This window comes from Niameybacter massiliensis, assembly GCF_001282685.1.
Classification (GTDB): Bacteria; Bacillota; Clostridia; order Lachnospirales; family Cellulosilyticaceae; genus Holtiella; species Holtiella tumoricola.
Genome location: NZ_LN875035.1, coordinates 1,783,934 through 1,801,033 on the forward strand (window position 1 = coordinate 1,783,934; position 17,100 = coordinate 1,801,033).

Sequence of the window (17,100 nt, forward strand, 5' to 3'; positions counted from 1 at the left end):
TGTTATCCTTTTAATCCTCCAATACTAAGCCCAGATGTTAATCGTTTTTGTACAAGTGCATAGAAGATCATAGTTGGTACCATTACGATTACAAGCCCTGCAAACATTGCACCCCAGTCTGTAGCATACTTTTGAACTTCCATTAAGTTCTTAAGTCCTACTGGCAATGTATAGTTGTCTGGTTTAAGTACAGTTAATGCCATAATATATTCATTCCAATATGCCATAAAAGCAAATACCCCTATTGTTACAAAGCCTGGTTTTGACATTGGAATAATTACCTTGAATAAAGTTCCCCAATAACCACATCCGTCAATCTGCGCTGCTTCTTCGTACTCCTTTGGAATACCTTGCATAAATCCAGTAAGAAGATAGGTATTAAACGGCATAGTCGTTGCTGCATATACAAAACATAAAACCCATAATTTATTTAATCCACCTAAATCTTTTAATATCATAAAGATTGGAACAACGATATAGTTAGAACTAATGAATAGTCCTGCCATAAAGAGCATAACAATCCATTTGTTTAATTTAAATTCAAATCGTGATAAAGCATATGCTACCGGCACTATTAGGATAAATAATAAGATCAATGACCCTAATGTAACGCCTATAGAGTTAAGGAAGTAACTCCCCATATTTGCTTTTTCAATAGCATTCTCATAGTTTTGCCAATTAAGTGTACTTGGAAGTGCCCAAGGATTTTTGAGGAATTCTGCACTTGTTTTGAAAGACGTATAGATTACCCAAGTAATAGGCAATATGACAAGTACACTTGTTATAATAAGTACACATCGAAGTAATGTGTTATTTAAAATTCTCCCCAAGTTATGATTGTTTTTCTTTTCCATAAGGTCACCTCCTATGCCCCTTTATTTTTAGTTAAAAGATTACTGATGATTGCAAGTGTAAAGGCGATTACAAAGATAATTACTGCAATTGCCATTGCATATCCAAAGTTTGAATTTGTAAATGCCTGTCTGTACATATATGTAAGAAGTACTTCTGACTGGCTATTAGGTCCACCATCTGTCATAACATTTACAAATAAGAAACTCATATTAAGTGTAGAAGTAATGAAGAACACCATAGTTACACGAATGATACTCCAGATCATTGGAATGGTAATTTTAAAGAATTGTGTCGCTTTACCTGCACCATCAATATCTGCTGCTTCATATAACTCTGGTGAGATACCATCCATGCCAGCCATATACATAACCATATAGTAACCAACTGCTTGCCATACCATAGCAATTGCTATTGCCCACAGTACCGTGCTACCTGATCCTAACCATGGTTTGGCTAGATTATCTAGTCCTATCCCTCTTAATAATGAATTTAAGATTCCTGTATTCGGTTCATAAATATTACTAAAAAGTACACCAATAACTACGATAGATAGAACATTAGGGAAGAAGAAAAGTACACGGTAGAAATTCTTCTCCTTAAGTTTTGTTTGCGTAAGTGCTGCTGCAAAAAATAAAGATAAAAACATTGTAATAATCGTACATACAAGTAATAAGAATAATGTGTTTTTAAGTGCTAACCAAAATTTTGGATCATTAAATAGCCTGATAAAGTTATCAAATCCTACAAAAGTCTTAGTTGGTGATAATCCACTCCATTGAAAAAGAGAGGTTTTAAATACATCAAACGTTGGATAAATCACAAATAAAGTGTAGAGGCATAACGCAGGTATTAATGATAGCGCAATGGCTATGTTATTGCGGGTACGTTGTTTTTTAGGCATAAGCTTTTTTAGACTGATCATATCGCTATCTCCTCCATCGAATTTCTGTATTTTGGGCAAAAAAAGGAGAGGTGGTAAAAAAACATACCTCTCCCGTCATTTGCGCCTTCTAGTTTTACTATTTTACTACATAATCTCTAACTGAATCAGATACACTTTCCATATGTGCTGCCCACTGTGTTCCTGTCATTTCACCGTTCATTACAGATGCAACTTGACCAAATAATTCACTTCTTGGGCTAATTTCTGTACCTTGAACACTACCAAATCTTAAGATAGATGGTTCATAGCCTTGGTCAAATAATTTGTATGTTTCATAAGTTGCTGGTGATACAACATCTTTAAGTTGTTCTGCTGCATCTTTTACTGGTGGGATACCTTTAGCATTTTGCGCATTAAGTGCAATTGCTTCATCTGAGTATTGGAATTTTAAGAATTCCTTTGCAAGGTCTACATTATCAGATGCTGCTGGAATAAACATTTCTTCCACTGTAGTAAATACATATTTTGTATCATTTTTATCAAATACTGGTGCAGCTGTGAATCCCCATTCAAATCCATCTTCTCTTGGAGAATCTGCCATTTCACCTTCTAACCAACTACCACATGGAATGAAAAGAGCATCTCCTTTTAACCATTGTTGTTGAGCTTGTGTATGACTAAGTGCTACTGTACCATCCATTAAGTAACCACCTGTTGCAATCTGAGCAACTTTGTCCATAGCTTCTACAATACCTGGTTGTTCCCAAGCACCATCTTCATAGTTAAGTGCTTTGATAAAGTTATCTGGACCAACTTTAGCTGTAATAGCTGGTAAAAGTACAGCTTCTAAGTAACCTGGTGCAAGACCTTGGTATGTAAAGAGTGAACGGCCCGCTTCTTTTGCTTTATCTCCAAGAGCAAAGAATTCATCCCACGTTACTGGTACATCCCAATTATTTTGTTCGAATACTGTTTTATTATAGAAAAGACCTGTTGTTGAGTAATAAAGTGGTGCTAAATAAACTTTACCATCTCCATAAGGTTGAGTTGCTACGTTATCAATAAACCCTGGTAACATTTTATCTTTAATCTCAGAATCTGCAAATACATCTGAAAGATCTGCTAAAAGTTTATCTTTTACTAATGCATCTGTAATACCTGATTTATTAGTTGATGGTAAGTAGATAAAGTCTGGTGCATTACCTGATAATAAGTCTGGACGAATAATTTCACCAATTTCAGGGTTTGCATTTACTACTACATCTACATTTGGATTTTGTTTTTCGAAAGCTTCTGCTACTGCATCCCAGTATGCTCTACCATATCCACCTTCAAATACTGCAATATCTAATACTTGTTTTTCTGCTGAATCTGTTGGCTCTTCTGTTTTTGGAGCTTCCTGAGTTGTTTGTGTATCTGGAGTTTGACTTGGTGTCTCTGGTTGTGCCGTACTTGAACATCCTGTAAACATTGATCCCATAACTGCTGTTGCCATTAAAGTTGCAATAAATTTTCTTTTCACAGTAATTTCCTCCTTAGATGAAGCTGTTTCGCTTTTCTAGTTAAATTATAGTAGACAATAGTTTAAATTTAAATAAACTTTATTTACTAACTTTTGTATATTTTTTACACTAAAATTTACCCTAATTTTAACTATTTGTACATTTTTTATACTCTTTCGGATTTACACCAAAGTATTTATTAAACATCCTATTAAAATAAGATTGTTCCTCAAATCCTAGTGCATAAGCCACGTCTTTGACAATCATATTCTTCTCCCCTAAAAGTTCCTTGGCTTTCTCCATTTTACGTATATTAATATAATTGATAATATTCATGCCTGTTTCATTCTTAAACATCCTACTTATATAGCTCTCATTCATATTTACTTGGCTTGCTATAGAGGCTAAAGTAATCTTTTCCCCAATATGCCCTTCTACATAATCCATGATTTCTACAATCTCTTTGCGATAATGTTTATCTCTCACCTGTTCCATATAAGTACAAATAGTATAAATAAGTTCATTAATCAATCCGTGATATTCCTCTAATAAGGTACTCTTTCTATATTTATCAATAATATTTTCTAAGTGTTCCTTATTTTTATCTAAGTAAATACCATAGTCTAATATAAACCGATGTAAGATATTATTTAGAATCTGCTCTACTTGTTTTTGCGGAATATAGTATTCTCTTAACTTCTCTATATAAGCTTCTAACGTATGTACTGCTTCTGCATAACTTCCCTTTTTCATAGCATTATGTAATTGCTTTTCATAGATACTTTTATCTTTAAATTTATAGTCTTTAAGCCCATGAACTTTTTCTTCTTTTAATACATCTTGATACCCACAGTAAAAGGCCATTCCTGCAACCTGCCTACATTTTTCTATAGAGTCTACTAGATCATGTGTTGTATAAATTGGTCGTCCAACTACACTTATAACCTTAATATTTGTATATAACTTAATTAAATTTTGTATCTGTAAACTGATTTTAAGTACCTCTGGATGGCTGATTTCACTTACTGTTGGTAAACTATATAAACACCAATCCCCCTCAAATATTAAAAAAGGTTTGCCTCTCTTAGGTAGAACCTCAGATATAATATTTTGTATAGCTGTACTATAATCTTTAAGTGTTCTATCCATATTTCTTTCTTGTTCAAACTTACTTTTGATATGTTTAATTACTAAAAATTGATAGCTCTTTCCAAATGCTGCTACTGGTGGTGTAAAGGTTGTATCTTTTAGTACCTTGAGAATAATTTCTTTTATAAGTTCTTGTTCTTTTTGCTTCCCTTCTTGGTCTACTTCTTGTGTCTTAGCTATCCTTTTCTTCAACTTAGGCTGTACAGCTTCTAAGGCCTGAGTAAGTTCAGAAGAACGTAATGTTCCTTTTAATAAATAATCATGTACACCATATCTAAGGCACTCACGTGTTAAGTCAAATTCGCCATAACTCGTAAGCATAATAACTTGTCCTTCAAACTCTCTCTCCTTAAGTACCTTCACCAGCTGTATACCATCCATCTTAGGCATCTTAATATCTGTTATAACCAAATCAATTTCTTGATTTTCTATAACCTCTAGGGCCTGCTCTCCATCACTTACAATGTCTGCTACCCTAAATCCATAAGCTTCCCAATCTATAATCGTTCTCATACCTATACGAATAATCTTCTCATCATCTACTATTAATACGTTATACATTTAAACCTCCCCCAGTTTTGGTATATATAGTTTAACCTGTGTACCTTCTCCTATTTGACTGTTGATTTGTACGCCATATGGTTCTCCAAAGTTAATACGTATACGATCAATAACATTATTAATACCTATACCTGATAATCTAATATCCTTTCCTTCACTACCCTCCATCTGTGTGATATCAAAGCCTTTACCATCATCATTTACTTCAATAAATAGACCCTCTTTTTCTTCTTTAATACTTATACTAATTGTCAATAAACTTTCATCTAAGCGAATACCATGAATAATAGCATTCTCAACGATAGGTTGTAAAATAAATTTTAATGTATTATAGTTCATTAATCCTTTATCTACATGTAGATCTAATTTAAAAGAATCTCCATAACGTAGTTTCTGAATAAGTATGTAGTTCTTAACATTTTCTAGCTCATTTGCAATGGTTATGTACTGTGCTTTTTGAATAATCGTATTTTTTAATAGGTCAGAAAGTGCTAAAATACCTTCACTTACGCTATCTGCACCACTCATCATAGCAATCCATCTTAGAGAATTTAATGTATTAAATAGGAAATGAGGGTTAATCTGAGCTTGTAGCATATTTAACTCTAGTTCTCTACGCTCTTTTTCATCCCTTGCAATCTTCTGAATCATCTCATGCATCTCATTAGTAATCTGGACATAGTTTCTTCCCAGCATCCCTAGTTCATCAGGACTATCATCTATATAAACTGTATTAAACTTGTCCTCCATAGCACTACTAATATAACCTTTTAACTTTTTCAAAGGATCAATAATACTTTTACAAATAATCTTTGACGAAACAATGGATAGGAAAAAACATATAATAATGATGCCTACTACATTCCTTTGCATTTCCTTAATCTCCGTTAAGAAATGATCATTAGGGATAGTGGCTATACACTCTATTCCAAACGTCTTTATACTTCCCCCTACAACAGTATAGTGATTTTTTCCTTCTACATACTCAAAATATTCCTTTCCCTGCTTTCTAGACTCTTTATAACTCTGTAATAATTTTTCACTAAATATATCTTCTTCTACTTCATATTGTGACGAAATAATTTGTTGGTTGTTATCTACTAAATAAACATTTGCCCCTTTACCTAAATCTATTTCCTCATAGATTATTCTAACGGCATCCTCTTTAATAATAAGAACAATATATCCTACTTCTTTTTGCGTATAGACTGAATTAATCTTTTTAGATAGTACAATATAGTCTTCTCCATAGATCGATTGCTTGAAACATTGTACGCCTCCACCTATATGGTTAATAGAGTTAACAATACTTTTTATATGGGTATCATCATTTAACAGATAGCCACGTTGATAAATGACTTCTCCTCCCAGATTAATCATTTTCATATCCCGTATATAAGGATAGGATGACATCTTTGTAATGAGCATGTCATTAATTTGATTATTCATTTTCGCCTTATCTGCATTAGTGGCTATATCATCAACTTGAAAACTACGTTGTACTAATGAATTGACCATTAATTCATTTAGAAAACCTTCATACCCTTTTAATTTGTTTTGTAGATTATCTTCTACTGCATCCATGAGCTGAACAATATAATTGGTGCTTTTCTCAATAATAGAATGTTTAGCTATAGTCGTTGATAACATCCCAACAAATAATATTGGAATTAATGAAAGTAAAAAAAATGCATACGCTAACCGTTTTTCAATAGATATATTTCTCAATCTTAATTTAAGTTGTTTACGCAAAGTATCTTCCCCCGAGTTATACATTTTTACATAAAGCTATTTATATATAATTAAAATTCTTTTATACAATTATGTTCACCCTTAATTATACTTTATAAGCTTAAAATTAGCAAAATTTTATTATTTTATATCTTTTTTTATATAAATTACTTATAAACCCAAAAAGGCTATAACCTAATCTTTGTTAAGTTATAGCCTTTCGCTTTTTTCTATTTACTTATTTATTTAATATTAGATATTAAACCATTTAATACCCATTGGCTCAAGTTTAATTTCTTGCTTATTGCCGCCCTCAAAGTATACTGTTGTTATTTGTTCTTCATAAGTGTTATTAATAACTGCCATTTTCTTCGTCTCTGGATAATATGTACATTCTGTATATGGGTTAGTCGTACTCCAGCTATTAAATAATGCTTCCTTCGATGCTGCAAAATAACATGCACGTAATAAAAGCCTTGTATTTTGAGCACTATATGGTAATCCTGCTATATAGACACCTCTACCTTTACCATATTGATTAACTGCTAATCCTACATCTTCTTTTTCTATATTAAGTACTGTAGTATTTGGCTTAGCATAGATATTTTTCATACCTTCACCAAAGTCTAAAGAATCTGTTACATCTTCTAGAAGGAAGTGTTCCTTAATTGGTGTTTGATTGTACTTTCTTGTACTTAGTGTAAACCCTACTTCTTTATCTACACCGAGTAAATCAGCTAATTGGAAGAAACGGCCACCCTTTAAGTAAGCTGATGGTTCTCCAACACCAATAAAGCCTCCACCATTATATACCCATTCACGGATTGTAGTAATAACCTTCTCATCATTCCAGTTTTCACCACCACTCCATGCTGTACCAGCGTCACCAGCATTAATAATAACACCTACGCCTTCTGGTATACCTTCTTCTTTAATTTGGTCAAAGCTAATAAATTCTACATCTACTGCCATACCACTTAAAGCTTCAATAATTCCAATATAAGAATAAATTTGTTTATACCATAATGCATGAGCTACCATATGTGTTTGCCAACTTCTGAGTTTACCCCAAGAGTTTAATACTGCTACTTTAAATGGTGCTACATAAGGTTTTGTTCCATTGATATTCTCATAGATTTCTCTAAATTCATTACATACATGCTCTACATACTCTACAAAGTCTGGGAACTGTGCAGCTAAACTTAAATAACCACCATAACCAATACGGTCAACTGGCTTACGCATAATCGCACGTCTCGCACAAAGCCAGTTTTCTCTGGCTTCCTTTACTGGATCCCCGCCTTCATGGAATGTATCTGGGAAGAAGTATGGAAGGAAACGCCCTTCTGTATATTTAACATGAGGAATATCTGAAATCATACGAAGTGTTGCACCACTTCCTACAGATCCTACTACTGCATCTAACTTAATCTTTTCAAAGTGTCTACCATATGGTTCTGTTCCAATCCAGTTATCACCTAAGAACATCATAGCTTCTTTGCCTCTTTCATGTGCCATTTCTACACATTTAGCAGCAAGCTCACATACAAATTGTTGTTGGAAATCTAAGAAATCTAAATAGGCTTTTGAAGGTACACAAAATGGTGAGTTATAGTATCCTTTATTAACAATATCTTCTGGTGTTAATTTGTAACCTCTTTCTTGTTCAAAAGCTTCTAAAGCATCTGGACTAATACTTGCACTATATCCAAACCAGTCTACAAACTTCTCTTTAGCTAAATCATTAAATACTAATGTGAAATGATAGAAAAATGTTGTGAAACGAACTACTGTACAATCTTCATTTTCATCCAACCATTCTTTAAGAATTTTAAGCATGTGGTCACGTGTTTTAGGTTTTCTTGCATCATAGGGCATCTCATGAAGCTTATCGCCCCAATCATTTGTAATATGATTATACATTTGAGTCGGATCCCAAATAGCATAAGATAAAAAGCTTACTGTATATTCATGCCAAGGAATAGCATCCTCAATGGTTACTTTTCCATTATTATAAGACCAGCTTTCTTTTGCTACACGTTCCTCTGTTGTACGGTCTATAACTTCCCACCATTCTTTAGCATCATGTAATTCATCAATACGAATTTGCTGCTCAAAAAAGCCCTTTAATAAATCAATTTCTAATGTATTCCCTTCAGCTAAGGTATATTCACTCATTAAATAAAATTGTTGTAGATCTTCTTGATTACTATAAGCCCATTCTTGGTCACCTCTAGTTAAGAAGTAAGTTGTATATACTTTTTCAACTTCCTTTTTAATAGAGTCTGGTAACTTAGTACCATCACAATCTCTTATTGCATCCGCTCCCCATCTAGCAATCAGCTCTATTGTTTCTTGGTCAAATCCTACTTGTGTAGGAATTGTAACTCTTCCCATTCTCTTTGTATTTTCCATATAGGCCTCCATATGCTTCATATAGATTTATTTAGTTTATGTTCTAATCATACTGGTAATCTCTATACTTGGAAATGCAATTTATTGACCTTAATATATATTTTTTTTACTTTCTCTCGATGTAGGCTTAAAAGTAATACTAACAAGATAAACGAAAAAGAGGAATTAAAGTAAATTCTACTTTAATTCCTCTTTTATATTAAGCCGACGATCGGACTCGAACCGATAACCTGCTGATTACAAGTCAGCTGCTCTGCCAATTGAGCCACGTCGGCACTTTTCTTGCTTTTTGAGCAAAAAAATAACGTGCACAGAAGGATTCGAACCCTCGGCCTTCTGATCCGTAGTCAGACGCTCTATCCAGCTGAGCTATGCGCACATGATATTAATTCTATATTCTTTTATATTTGATTAAAAGAAACGTGCACAGAAGGATTCGAACCCTCGGCCTTCTGATCCGTAGTCAGACGCTCTATCCAGCTGAGCTATGCGCACACAATATTATTTTTAATCTTTTTGGTAAATATGCCCGAGACCGGAATCGAACCGGTACGAGGGTTAGCTCGCAGGATTTTAAGTCCTGTGCGTCTGCCAGTTCCGCCACTCGGGCATATTAATGGTCGCTATAGGGCTCGAACCTATGACCCCCTGCTTGTAAGGCAGGTGCTCTCCCAGCTGAGCTAAGCGACCAAAACGACCCAGAAGGGACTCGAACCCTCGACCTCCGCCGTGACAGGGCGGCGTGCTAACCAACTGTACCACTGGGCCTTGCTGAAATATGTAATTTAATAGTTTTACAGTGGGCCCTCGGGGACTCGAACCCAGGACCGTCCGGTTATGAGCCGGATGCTCTAACCAACTGAGCTAAGGGCCCTCACTGAAGCCGACGATCGGACTCGAACCGATAACCTGCTGATTACAAGTCAGCTGCTCTGCCAATTGAGCCACGTCGGCGTATTCTGTGAACTGTTGCTATTAACTTACAATGACCCATAGGAGAATCGAACTCCTGTTACCGCCGTGAAAGGGCGGTGTCTTAACCGCTTGACCAATGGGCCTTATTAAACTCCCCGAGTAGGGTTCGAACCTACGACCCTTCGGTTAACAGCCGAATGCTCTGCCGCTGAGCTATCGAGGAATACTTGATAAGTATATCATTTCACTTGAACTATGTCAAGTATTTTTTATACTTTCAAAACTAAACATAACCATTTTTTAACCTGTTTTTTAGGTCAAACCCTCGAACCGTTAGTATTGGTCAGCTACACATGTTACCATGCTTACACCTCCAACCTATCTACCTCGTAGTCTACAAGGGGTCTTACTCCATTTCTGGATGGGAAGTCTTATCTTGAGGTCTGTTTCACGCTTAGATGCCTTCAGCGTTTATCAGCTCCAGACTTAGCTACTCTGCTATAGGCTTGGCAGCCTAACAGATGCACCAGCGGTCTGTTCATCCCGGTCCTCTCGTACTAAGGACAACGCCTCTCAAACTTCCTACGCCCACGACGGATAGGGACCGAACTGTCTCACGACGTTCTGAACCCAGCTCGCGTACCGCTTTAATGGGCGAACAGCCCAACCCTTGGAACCTGCTTCAGCTCCAGGATGCGATGAGCCGACATCGAGGTGCCAAACCTCCCCGTCGATGTGAACTCTTGGGGGAGATAAGCCTGTTATCCCCGGGGTAGCTTTTATCCGTTGAGCGATGGCAATCCCACTTTCATACCACCGGATCACTAAGTCCTACTTTCGTACCTGCTCCACCCGTCGGTGTCGCAGTCAAGCAACCTTCTGCCTTTGCACTCTACGAATGGTTTCCGACCATTCTGAGGTTACCTTTGAGCGCCTCCGTTACTCTTTCGGAGGCGACCGCCCCAGTCAAACTGTCCACCTGACATTGTCCCAAACCCGGATCACGGGCTATGGTTAGAAGTTAAGTATTACAAGAGAGGTATCCCACCGGCGGCTCCATGCAGACTGGCGTCCACACTTCTTAGCCTCCCTCCTATCCTGTACATGTAATACCCAACCTCAGTATCAAGTTACAGTAAAGCTCCACGGGGTCTTTCCGTCCTGTCGCGGGTAACCAGCATCTTCACTGGTACTACAATTTCACCGGGTGCGCTGTCGAGACAGTGCCCAAATCATTACGCCTTTCGTGCGGGTCAGAACTTACCTGACAAGGAATTTCGCTACCTTAGGACCGTTATAGTTACGGCCGCCGTTTACTGGGGCTTAAGTTCAAAGCTTCGGATTACTCCTAACCTCTCCCCTTAACCTTCCAGCACCGGGCAGGCGTCAGCCCCTATACTTCACCTTTCGGTTTAGCAGAGACCTGTGTTTTTGCTAAACAGTTGCTTGGGCCTATTCTCTGCGGCCTACCGAAGTAGGCACCCCTTCTCCCTAAGTTACGGGGTCATTTTGCCGAGTTCCTTAACAACGCTTCTCCCGTCGGCCTTAGGATTCTCTCCTCATCCACCTGTGTCGGTTTACGGTACGGGTACCTATCACGCAATAGCAGCTTTTCTCGGCAGTGTGGATTCAGGAACTTCTCTACTTTAATTTCGATCCGTATCGTACTTCACTCTCGTCTAGCGGATTTGCCTACTAGATGTAGCTTTGTACTTACACGCAGCTTTCCATTCTGCGCCTTCCCTATCCTTCTGCGTCCCTGCAGTTCTGATAATAGGTAGTACTGGAATTTCAACCAGTTGTCCATCGACTACGACTTTCGTCCTCGCCTTAGGTCCCGACTTACCCAGGGCAGATCAGCTTTACCCTGGAAACCTTGGATATTCGGCCTAGAAGATTCTCACTTCTATCTCGCTACTCATTCCGGCATTCTCACTTGCATAAACTCCACAGCTCCTTACGGTACTGCTTCTGTGTCGATGCAACGCTCCTCTACCAATGATACTAAGTATCATTCCATAGCTTCGGTGGTATGTTTTAGCCCCGGACATTTTCGGCGCAAGATCTCTCGACTAGTGAGCTATTACGCACTCTTTGAATGTATGGCTGCTTCTAAGCCAACATCCTAGTTGTCTTCGAAATCTCACATCCTTTTCCACTTAACATACACTTGGGGACCTTAGCTGATGGTCTGGGCTCTTTCCCTTTTGACCACGTGTCTTATCACTCGTAGTCTGACTGCTGTTGGTATCTTTATGGCATTCTTAGTTTGATATCCTTCGGTAAGCTTGTGGGCCCCCTAGGGAATTCAGTGCTTTACCTCCATTAGACTCCTAACAACGCTAGCCCTAAAGCTATTTCGAGGAGAACCAGCTATCTCCGGGTTCGATTGGAATTTCTCCGCTACCCACAGTTCATCTCCACCTTTTTCAACAGATGTGAGTTCGGACCTCCATTACCTTTTACGGTAACTTCATCCTGACCATGGGTAGGTCACCCGGTTTCGGGTCTATTCGCAGCGACTAAATTGCGCCCTATTCAGACTTGGTTTCCCTTCGGCTTCGTACCTCCTGGTACTTAACCTTGCCACTACGAATAACTCGCCGGACCGTTCTACAAAAAGTACGCGGTCGCACTCATATGGTGCTTCCACTGCTTGTAAACATAGAGTTTCAGGTTCTTTTTCACTCCCCTCCCGGGGTTCTTTTCACCTTTCCTTCACAGTACTATACGCTATCGGTCACCGAGGAGTATTTAGGCTTGGGGGGTGGTCCCCCCGGCTTCCCACAAGGTTTCTCGTGTCTCGTGGTACTCTGGATACTGCTAGGCTTCAATCAGATTTCGTCTACGGGATTATCACCCTCTATGATGCGACTTTCCAGACGCTTCGACTATCCTCTATCTTGCCATGTCGCAGTCCGCAACCCCAAAGTGCAAGCACTTTGGTTTGGCCTGTTTCCCGTTCGCTCGCCACTACTTAGGAAATCGATTTTTCTTTCTCCTCCTGTTGGTACTTAGATGTTTCAGTTCCCAACGTTCCCCTCATACAGTTATGGATTGGCTGTATGATGACTGAGGTTTGCTCAGTCGGGTTTCCCCATTCGGACATCTACGGATCAAAGTTTATTTGCAACTCCCCGTAGCTTTTCGCAGCTTATCACGTCCTTCATCGGCTCTCGGTGCCAAGGCATCCACTCTACGCTCTTAGTAGCTTGACCTATATACAATGATTATGTCATTGAATATTTGCCTTGTTCTTGTTAAATATAACAGAATAAGTATTTATTTTCGGTTAAATTGTAGATTTAAATATTATTAATAATGTTNGGAGCAAGCTCCCTCTGTCCGTTCGACTTGCATGTGTTAAGCACGCCGCCAGCGTTCATCCTGAGCCAGGATCAAACTCTCAATTAAAAAGTTTGTCATCTGACATTTTGTACTGTTAAGTAGTACTGACTTTGTCACTCGAAGTGACTTTTGAATCGACTGGTTTAATGGTTACTATTTTATTTTCAATGTTCAAACATCCTATTAAAATGGCGGAGAAGGAGGGATTTGAACCCTCGCGCCGCTATTAACGACCTACTCCCTTTCCAGGGGAGCCCCTTCAACCACTTGGGTACTTCTCCACAGTGGTCTTACACTTTAACGGATTAACGGAGAGGGTGGGATTCGAACCCACGGCCCCTTTCGGAGTCACTGGTTTTCAAGACCAGCTCCTTAAACCGCTCGGACACCTCTCCAGATTTAATTCTCAAGTGCTTGTCTTTCGACTTGACACTTGATTATTTTATCAACTTGTATGTTGTTTGTCAAGCACTAATTTCTACTTTTTATTTGAGTTATTAGTTCTTAACTTTTGCCTTAAGTGCTTGCTTGCCCTTAGTGCTTATTTAATATAACATGGCATTTGTCATACGTCAACATGTTTTTTAAACTTTTTTCATCTTTTCTTTTATTCCCTATTTCATCTATAACTTTCTTTATAAAACTATATGTCCATTAAGCCTATTTATTATAATCATCCTAGTAAATAGACTTGTATTAGAAGGCCTTTTACCATCTCTTCTATCTATTCATCAGCCTTCTCATAATTATCCTCATTACTCTATTCTCTTTAGATTTTCTTCAGGCTCTCTTAAGTTCGACGAATCTTTTTGATCATAAGAATTAAATACAAAAGCTATAAAACTAACGATTCAAATTAGTTTTATAGCTTTTCCATATTTATAATGATAGATCATTCCTTTTTAGTAACTATAAATATACCTTTTGATAACACCTATCTATATCAGTCTTTCTGCTAATAATAAATCTTCTGGTGTAGTAATTTTAATATTAGTATATTCCCCTTGAACAATATGAACAGCTTCTCCAAAGGCTTCTACAATCATACTATCATCTGTAACTTGCAGAGCTTTTTCATAAGCTTCTTGATAGGCATTTATTAATAATCCCTTTTCAAACACTTGAGGTGTTTGTACTGCCCACAAAGTTTCTCTTCTAGGCGTGTTAATGATTTTCCCCTCTTGATCAGCTTGTTTAATTGTATCTTTTACAGGTACAGCTACAATACAAGCTCTACATTCTTTTACTTTTTCTATACTGGCATTGATTACTGCTTCACTTATAAGCGGCCTTGCTCCATCATGTACCATGATATAATCCATTTCTTCGCTTACATTACTAATACCATTCCAGCATGAGTCTTGTCTTTCCTTTCCTCCTGCTACAACAGCCTTAACCTTTTTGATCTTATAAGTATCTCTCAACAATGTAGTAACATATTCAATATCTTCTTCACCTGTTACTACAATAATTTCTTCTATTTGAGCAATAGTGGAAAAGCGTTCCACAGTATGAGTCAGTATTTCTTTGCCTTTTAGCTTTAAATACTGTTTTTTAACTTTTGTTCCCATACGTGAACCGCTTCCACCTGCTACAATAACTGCAGCTATTTTATTCATTTATAAAACTCCTCTATTTAATAATCTTAGCAAAAATCATACGTCCTGCAGAAGTCTGAAGTACGCTAGTAACCTGTACTGTCTTTGTTTCTCCTACTGCTTTCCTACCATTTTCTACAACGATCATTGTTCCATCATTAAGATAGCCTATACCTTGCTCTTGTTCTTTACCTTCTTTTATAATCGTTATCACCATTTCTTCATTAGGAAGAACCACTGGTTTTACCGCATTACTAAGATCATTAATATTTAATACCGTAACCTTTTGTAGCTGTGCCACCTTATTTAAGTTAAAATCATTAGTTACAACTGCTCCATGTATTTGTTCTGCTAACTTAATAAGCTTAACATCTACTTCTTTAATATTACGGAAATCTATATCCATCACTTCGATTGGTGGCTGCTTAAGATTTTGCATTTCATTTAAAATATCTAAACCTCTTCGCCCTCTATTTCTCTTTAACTTATCAGATGAATCTGCAATATGTCTAAGTTCATCTAATACAAATGTGGGAATAATAATTTTACCTTCAATAAACTGAGTCTTAATAATATCTAGAATACGCCCATCTATAATGACACTTGTATCTAGAATTTTAGGTGCACTCCATAGTGTATTATTATCCTTCTTACTAAACCAACCTTTTATTTCATCTTTTTTAATGTGTACGATATATACACCAATATAGCCTAACGCTAAATAGAGTAATATTCCCCATAGTATATTCATCATATCTGATTGGCTTGTAAGAAGAGGATTACCTATTAAATTTGCAATGCCTAATCCTATAGCAAATCCAATAATATATATGAGTGTTTCAATCATAGAAGCTTTAGCTAACTTAGCTTCTATTTTAGGTGTGATTTTTTTAGATATAAACGCACCTATTGTTATAAACATAAGTCCAAAAATAATTATAAATACTATAAGTTCTTTATACTCATATAAAAATTTCAAACTTCCTTGTAATGTATCGCCAAAATTACTAGGAATAATTTGTTTCTCCTGTAGATCTACTACCATTATGGAAGCTATCCCTGCAATAATACCAGAGATGAGAAACCTAATTATTTTCTCCATTTTTTACCCCCTCCCCTTTGTTATATTTTTTTACCAAGTGGTAGGTTCGGAACAGCATTTAATGTCATATCAGCACGTGAACCTCTTAAATATTCATAGTACGCTGCTGAACCAATCATTGCTGCATTATCTGTACAAAGTATTTTACTTGGATGATAGAATGCAAAACCATTTTTATTGCAAGCTGCTTCCATACCTTCACATAAACCGCTATTAGCTGCTACACCACCTGCTAAGGCAATTTTAGTAATGCCTTTTTCTTTCGCAAGTGCCATTGTTTTCGTTACAAGTACTTCTACTACTGTATTTTGAAAACTGGCTGCGATATCTGCTATTGGTAATTCATCTCCTTTCATCTTTGCGCTATTAACATAGTTTAGTACAGATGATTTAAGACCACTAAAACTAAAGTCATAGCCATCTCCTATCATTGCCTTTGGAAAGGCAATAGCATCTTTATTTCCTTCTTTACTTAATGCATCAATCTTTGGTCCCCCTGGATATGGAAGGCCAATAGCACGTGCAACTTTATCATAAGCTTCTCCTGCTGCATCATCTCTTGTTTTACCCATAATTTCATAAGTATTATAATCTGCAACATGAACAAGGTGCGTATGTCCTCCTGATACAACTAAACATAAAAATGGTGGTTCTAATGTAGGCTCTTGAATATAATTAGCTGCAATGTGCCCTTCAATATGGTGTACACCTACTAATGGTATATTTTTAGTAAAGGCAATCGCCTTAGCCGCTACTACACCTACTAATAAGGCACCTACTAAACCTGGCCCATATGTTACACCAATTACATCAATATCATCTAATGTCATATTTGCTTTTTCTAACGCTTCTCGTATCACCACATTAATCTTTTCAACATGCATACGTGATGCTATCTCTGGTACAACTCCTCCAAACTTAGTATGTAAGTCAATTTGAGTTGAAATAACATTTGAACGTACATCTCTTCCGTTAACTACTACTGCTGCTGCTGTTTCGTCACAAGATGTTTCTATCGCAAGTATTTTTATATCCTTCATT

At 37.0% G+C, this 17,100-nt stretch carries 9 protein-coding genes, 12 tRNA genes and 1 rRNA gene; all 22 read right to left on the reverse strand.

Going from position 1 to position 17,100, the window contains the following annotated elements; all coding sequences use genetic code 11:
- Positions 1-2: 2 nt before the first annotated feature.
- Complete coding sequence (locus tag BN2390_RS13750) at positions 3-854, reverse strand: carbohydrate ABC transporter permease (protein WP_053984911.1); 852 nt, start codon at positions 852-854, stop codon at positions 3-5.
- 11 nt (positions 855-865) lie between these two features.
- A complete protein-coding gene (locus BN2390_RS13755) occupies positions 866-1,777 on the reverse strand; it encodes a carbohydrate ABC transporter permease (RefSeq protein WP_242847677.1) in 912 nt (303 codons plus the stop codon).
- 97 nt (positions 1,778-1,874) lie between these two features.
- Positions 1,875-3,260: a carbohydrate ABC transporter substrate-binding protein gene (locus BN2390_RS13760; RefSeq protein WP_053984912.1), complete on the reverse strand. Its 1,386-nt coding sequence runs from the start codon at positions 3,258-3,260 to the stop codon at positions 1,875-1,877.
- Positions 3,261-3,387: 127 nt separating this feature from the next.
- Complete coding sequence (locus BN2390_RS13765) at positions 3,388-4,950, reverse strand: response regulator transcription factor (RefSeq protein ID WP_053984913.1); 1,563 nt, start codon at positions 4,948-4,950, stop codon at positions 3,388-3,390.
- A complete protein-coding gene (locus tag BN2390_RS13770; protein WP_053984914.1) occupies positions 4,951-6,702 on the reverse strand; it encodes a sensor histidine kinase in 1,752 nt (583 codons plus the stop codon).
- 231 nt (positions 6,703-6,933) lie between these two features.
- Positions 6,934-9,096: a 1,3-beta-galactosyl-N-acetylhexosamine phosphorylase gene (gene gnpA, locus BN2390_RS13775; protein ID WP_053984915.1), complete on the reverse strand. Its 2,163-nt coding sequence runs from the start codon at positions 9,094-9,096 to the stop codon at positions 6,934-6,936.
- Between the two features lie 202 nt (positions 9,097-9,298).
- Positions 9,299-9,371: transfer RNA gene (locus BN2390_RS13780), tRNA-Thr, on the reverse strand.
- Positions 9,372-9,401: 30 nt separating this feature from the next.
- Positions 9,402-9,475, reverse strand: a tRNA-Arg gene (locus tag BN2390_RS13785).
- Between the two features lie 42 nt (positions 9,476-9,517).
- Positions 9,518-9,591, reverse strand: a tRNA-Arg gene (locus BN2390_RS13790).
- 31 nt (positions 9,592-9,622) lie between these two features.
- A tRNA-Leu gene (locus tag BN2390_RS13795) sits at positions 9,623-9,706 on the reverse strand.
- A 7-nt stretch (positions 9,707-9,713) separates the two neighbouring features.
- A tRNA-Val gene (locus BN2390_RS13800) sits at positions 9,714-9,786 on the reverse strand.
- A gap of 4 nt (positions 9,787-9,790) precedes the next feature.
- Positions 9,791-9,864, reverse strand: a tRNA-Asp gene (locus BN2390_RS13805).
- A gap of 32 nt (positions 9,865-9,896) precedes the next feature.
- Positions 9,897-9,970: transfer RNA gene (locus BN2390_RS13810), tRNA-Ile, on the reverse strand.
- A gap of 7 nt (positions 9,971-9,977) precedes the next feature.
- A tRNA-Thr gene (locus BN2390_RS13815) sits at positions 9,978-10,050 on the reverse strand.
- A gap of 32 nt (positions 10,051-10,082) precedes the next feature.
- A tRNA-Glu gene (locus tag BN2390_RS13820) sits at positions 10,083-10,154 on the reverse strand.
- An 8-nt stretch (positions 10,155-10,162) separates the two neighbouring features.
- Positions 10,163-10,234: transfer RNA gene (locus BN2390_RS13825), tRNA-Asn, on the reverse strand.
- 90 nt (positions 10,235-10,324) lie between these two features.
- Positions 10,325-13,229, reverse strand: a 23S ribosomal RNA gene (locus BN2390_RS13830).
- A gap of 319 nt (positions 13,230-13,548) precedes the next feature.
- A tRNA-Ser gene (locus BN2390_RS13835) sits at positions 13,549-13,640 on the reverse strand.
- 28 nt (positions 13,641-13,668) lie between these two features.
- A tRNA-Ser gene (locus BN2390_RS13840) sits at positions 13,669-13,754 on the reverse strand.
- Positions 13,755-14,297: 543 nt separating this feature from the next.
- A complete protein-coding gene (gene ispD / locus BN2390_RS13845; RefSeq protein WP_053984916.1) occupies positions 14,298-14,978 on the reverse strand; it encodes a 2-C-methyl-D-erythritol 4-phosphate cytidylyltransferase in 681 nt (226 codons plus the stop codon).
- Positions 14,979-14,991: 13 nt separating this feature from the next.
- Positions 14,992-16,059 carry a PIN/TRAM domain-containing protein gene (locus tag BN2390_RS13850; RefSeq protein ID WP_053984917.1) on the reverse strand — a complete coding sequence of 356 codons (1,068 nt, stop codon included), beginning with the start codon at positions 16,057-16,059 and terminating at the stop codon, positions 14,992-14,994.
- Between the two features lie 20 nt (positions 16,060-16,079).
- Positions 16,080-17,099, reverse strand: coding sequence for a tRNA (adenosine(37)-N6)-threonylcarbamoyltransferase complex transferase subunit TsaD (tsaD, locus tag BN2390_RS13855; protein ID WP_053984918.1), 1,020 nt, complete (start codon positions 17,097-17,099; stop codon positions 16,080-16,082).
- Position 17,100: the final 1 nt, after the last annotated feature.

Coding starts and splice junctions, on each gene's coding strand:
- BN2390_RS13765 (WP_053984913.1), bottom strand. CDS start 4,950: ATGTATAACGTATTAATAGTAGATGATGAGAAGATTATTCGTATAGGT.
- BN2390_RS13755 (WP_242847677.1), bottom strand. CDS start 1,777: ATGATCAGTCTAAAAAAGCTTATGCCTAAAAAACAACGTACCCGCAAT.
- ispD (WP_053984916.1), bottom strand. CDS start 14,978: ATGAATAAAATAGCTGCAGTTATTGTAGCAGGTGGAAGCGGTTCACGT.
- tsaD (WP_053984918.1), bottom strand. CDS start 17,099: ATGAAGGATATAAAAATACTTGCGATAGAAACATCTTGTGACGAAACA.
- BN2390_RS13850 (WP_053984917.1), bottom strand. CDS start 16,059: ATGGAGAAAATAATTAGGTTTCTCATCTCTGGTATTATTGCAGGGATA.
- gnpA (WP_053984915.1), bottom strand. CDS start 9,096: ATGGAAAATACAAAGAGAATGGGAAGAGTTACAATTCCTACACAAGTA.
- BN2390_RS13750 (WP_053984911.1), bottom strand. CDS start 854: ATGGAAAAGAAAAACAATCATAACTTGGGGAGAATTTTAAATAACACA.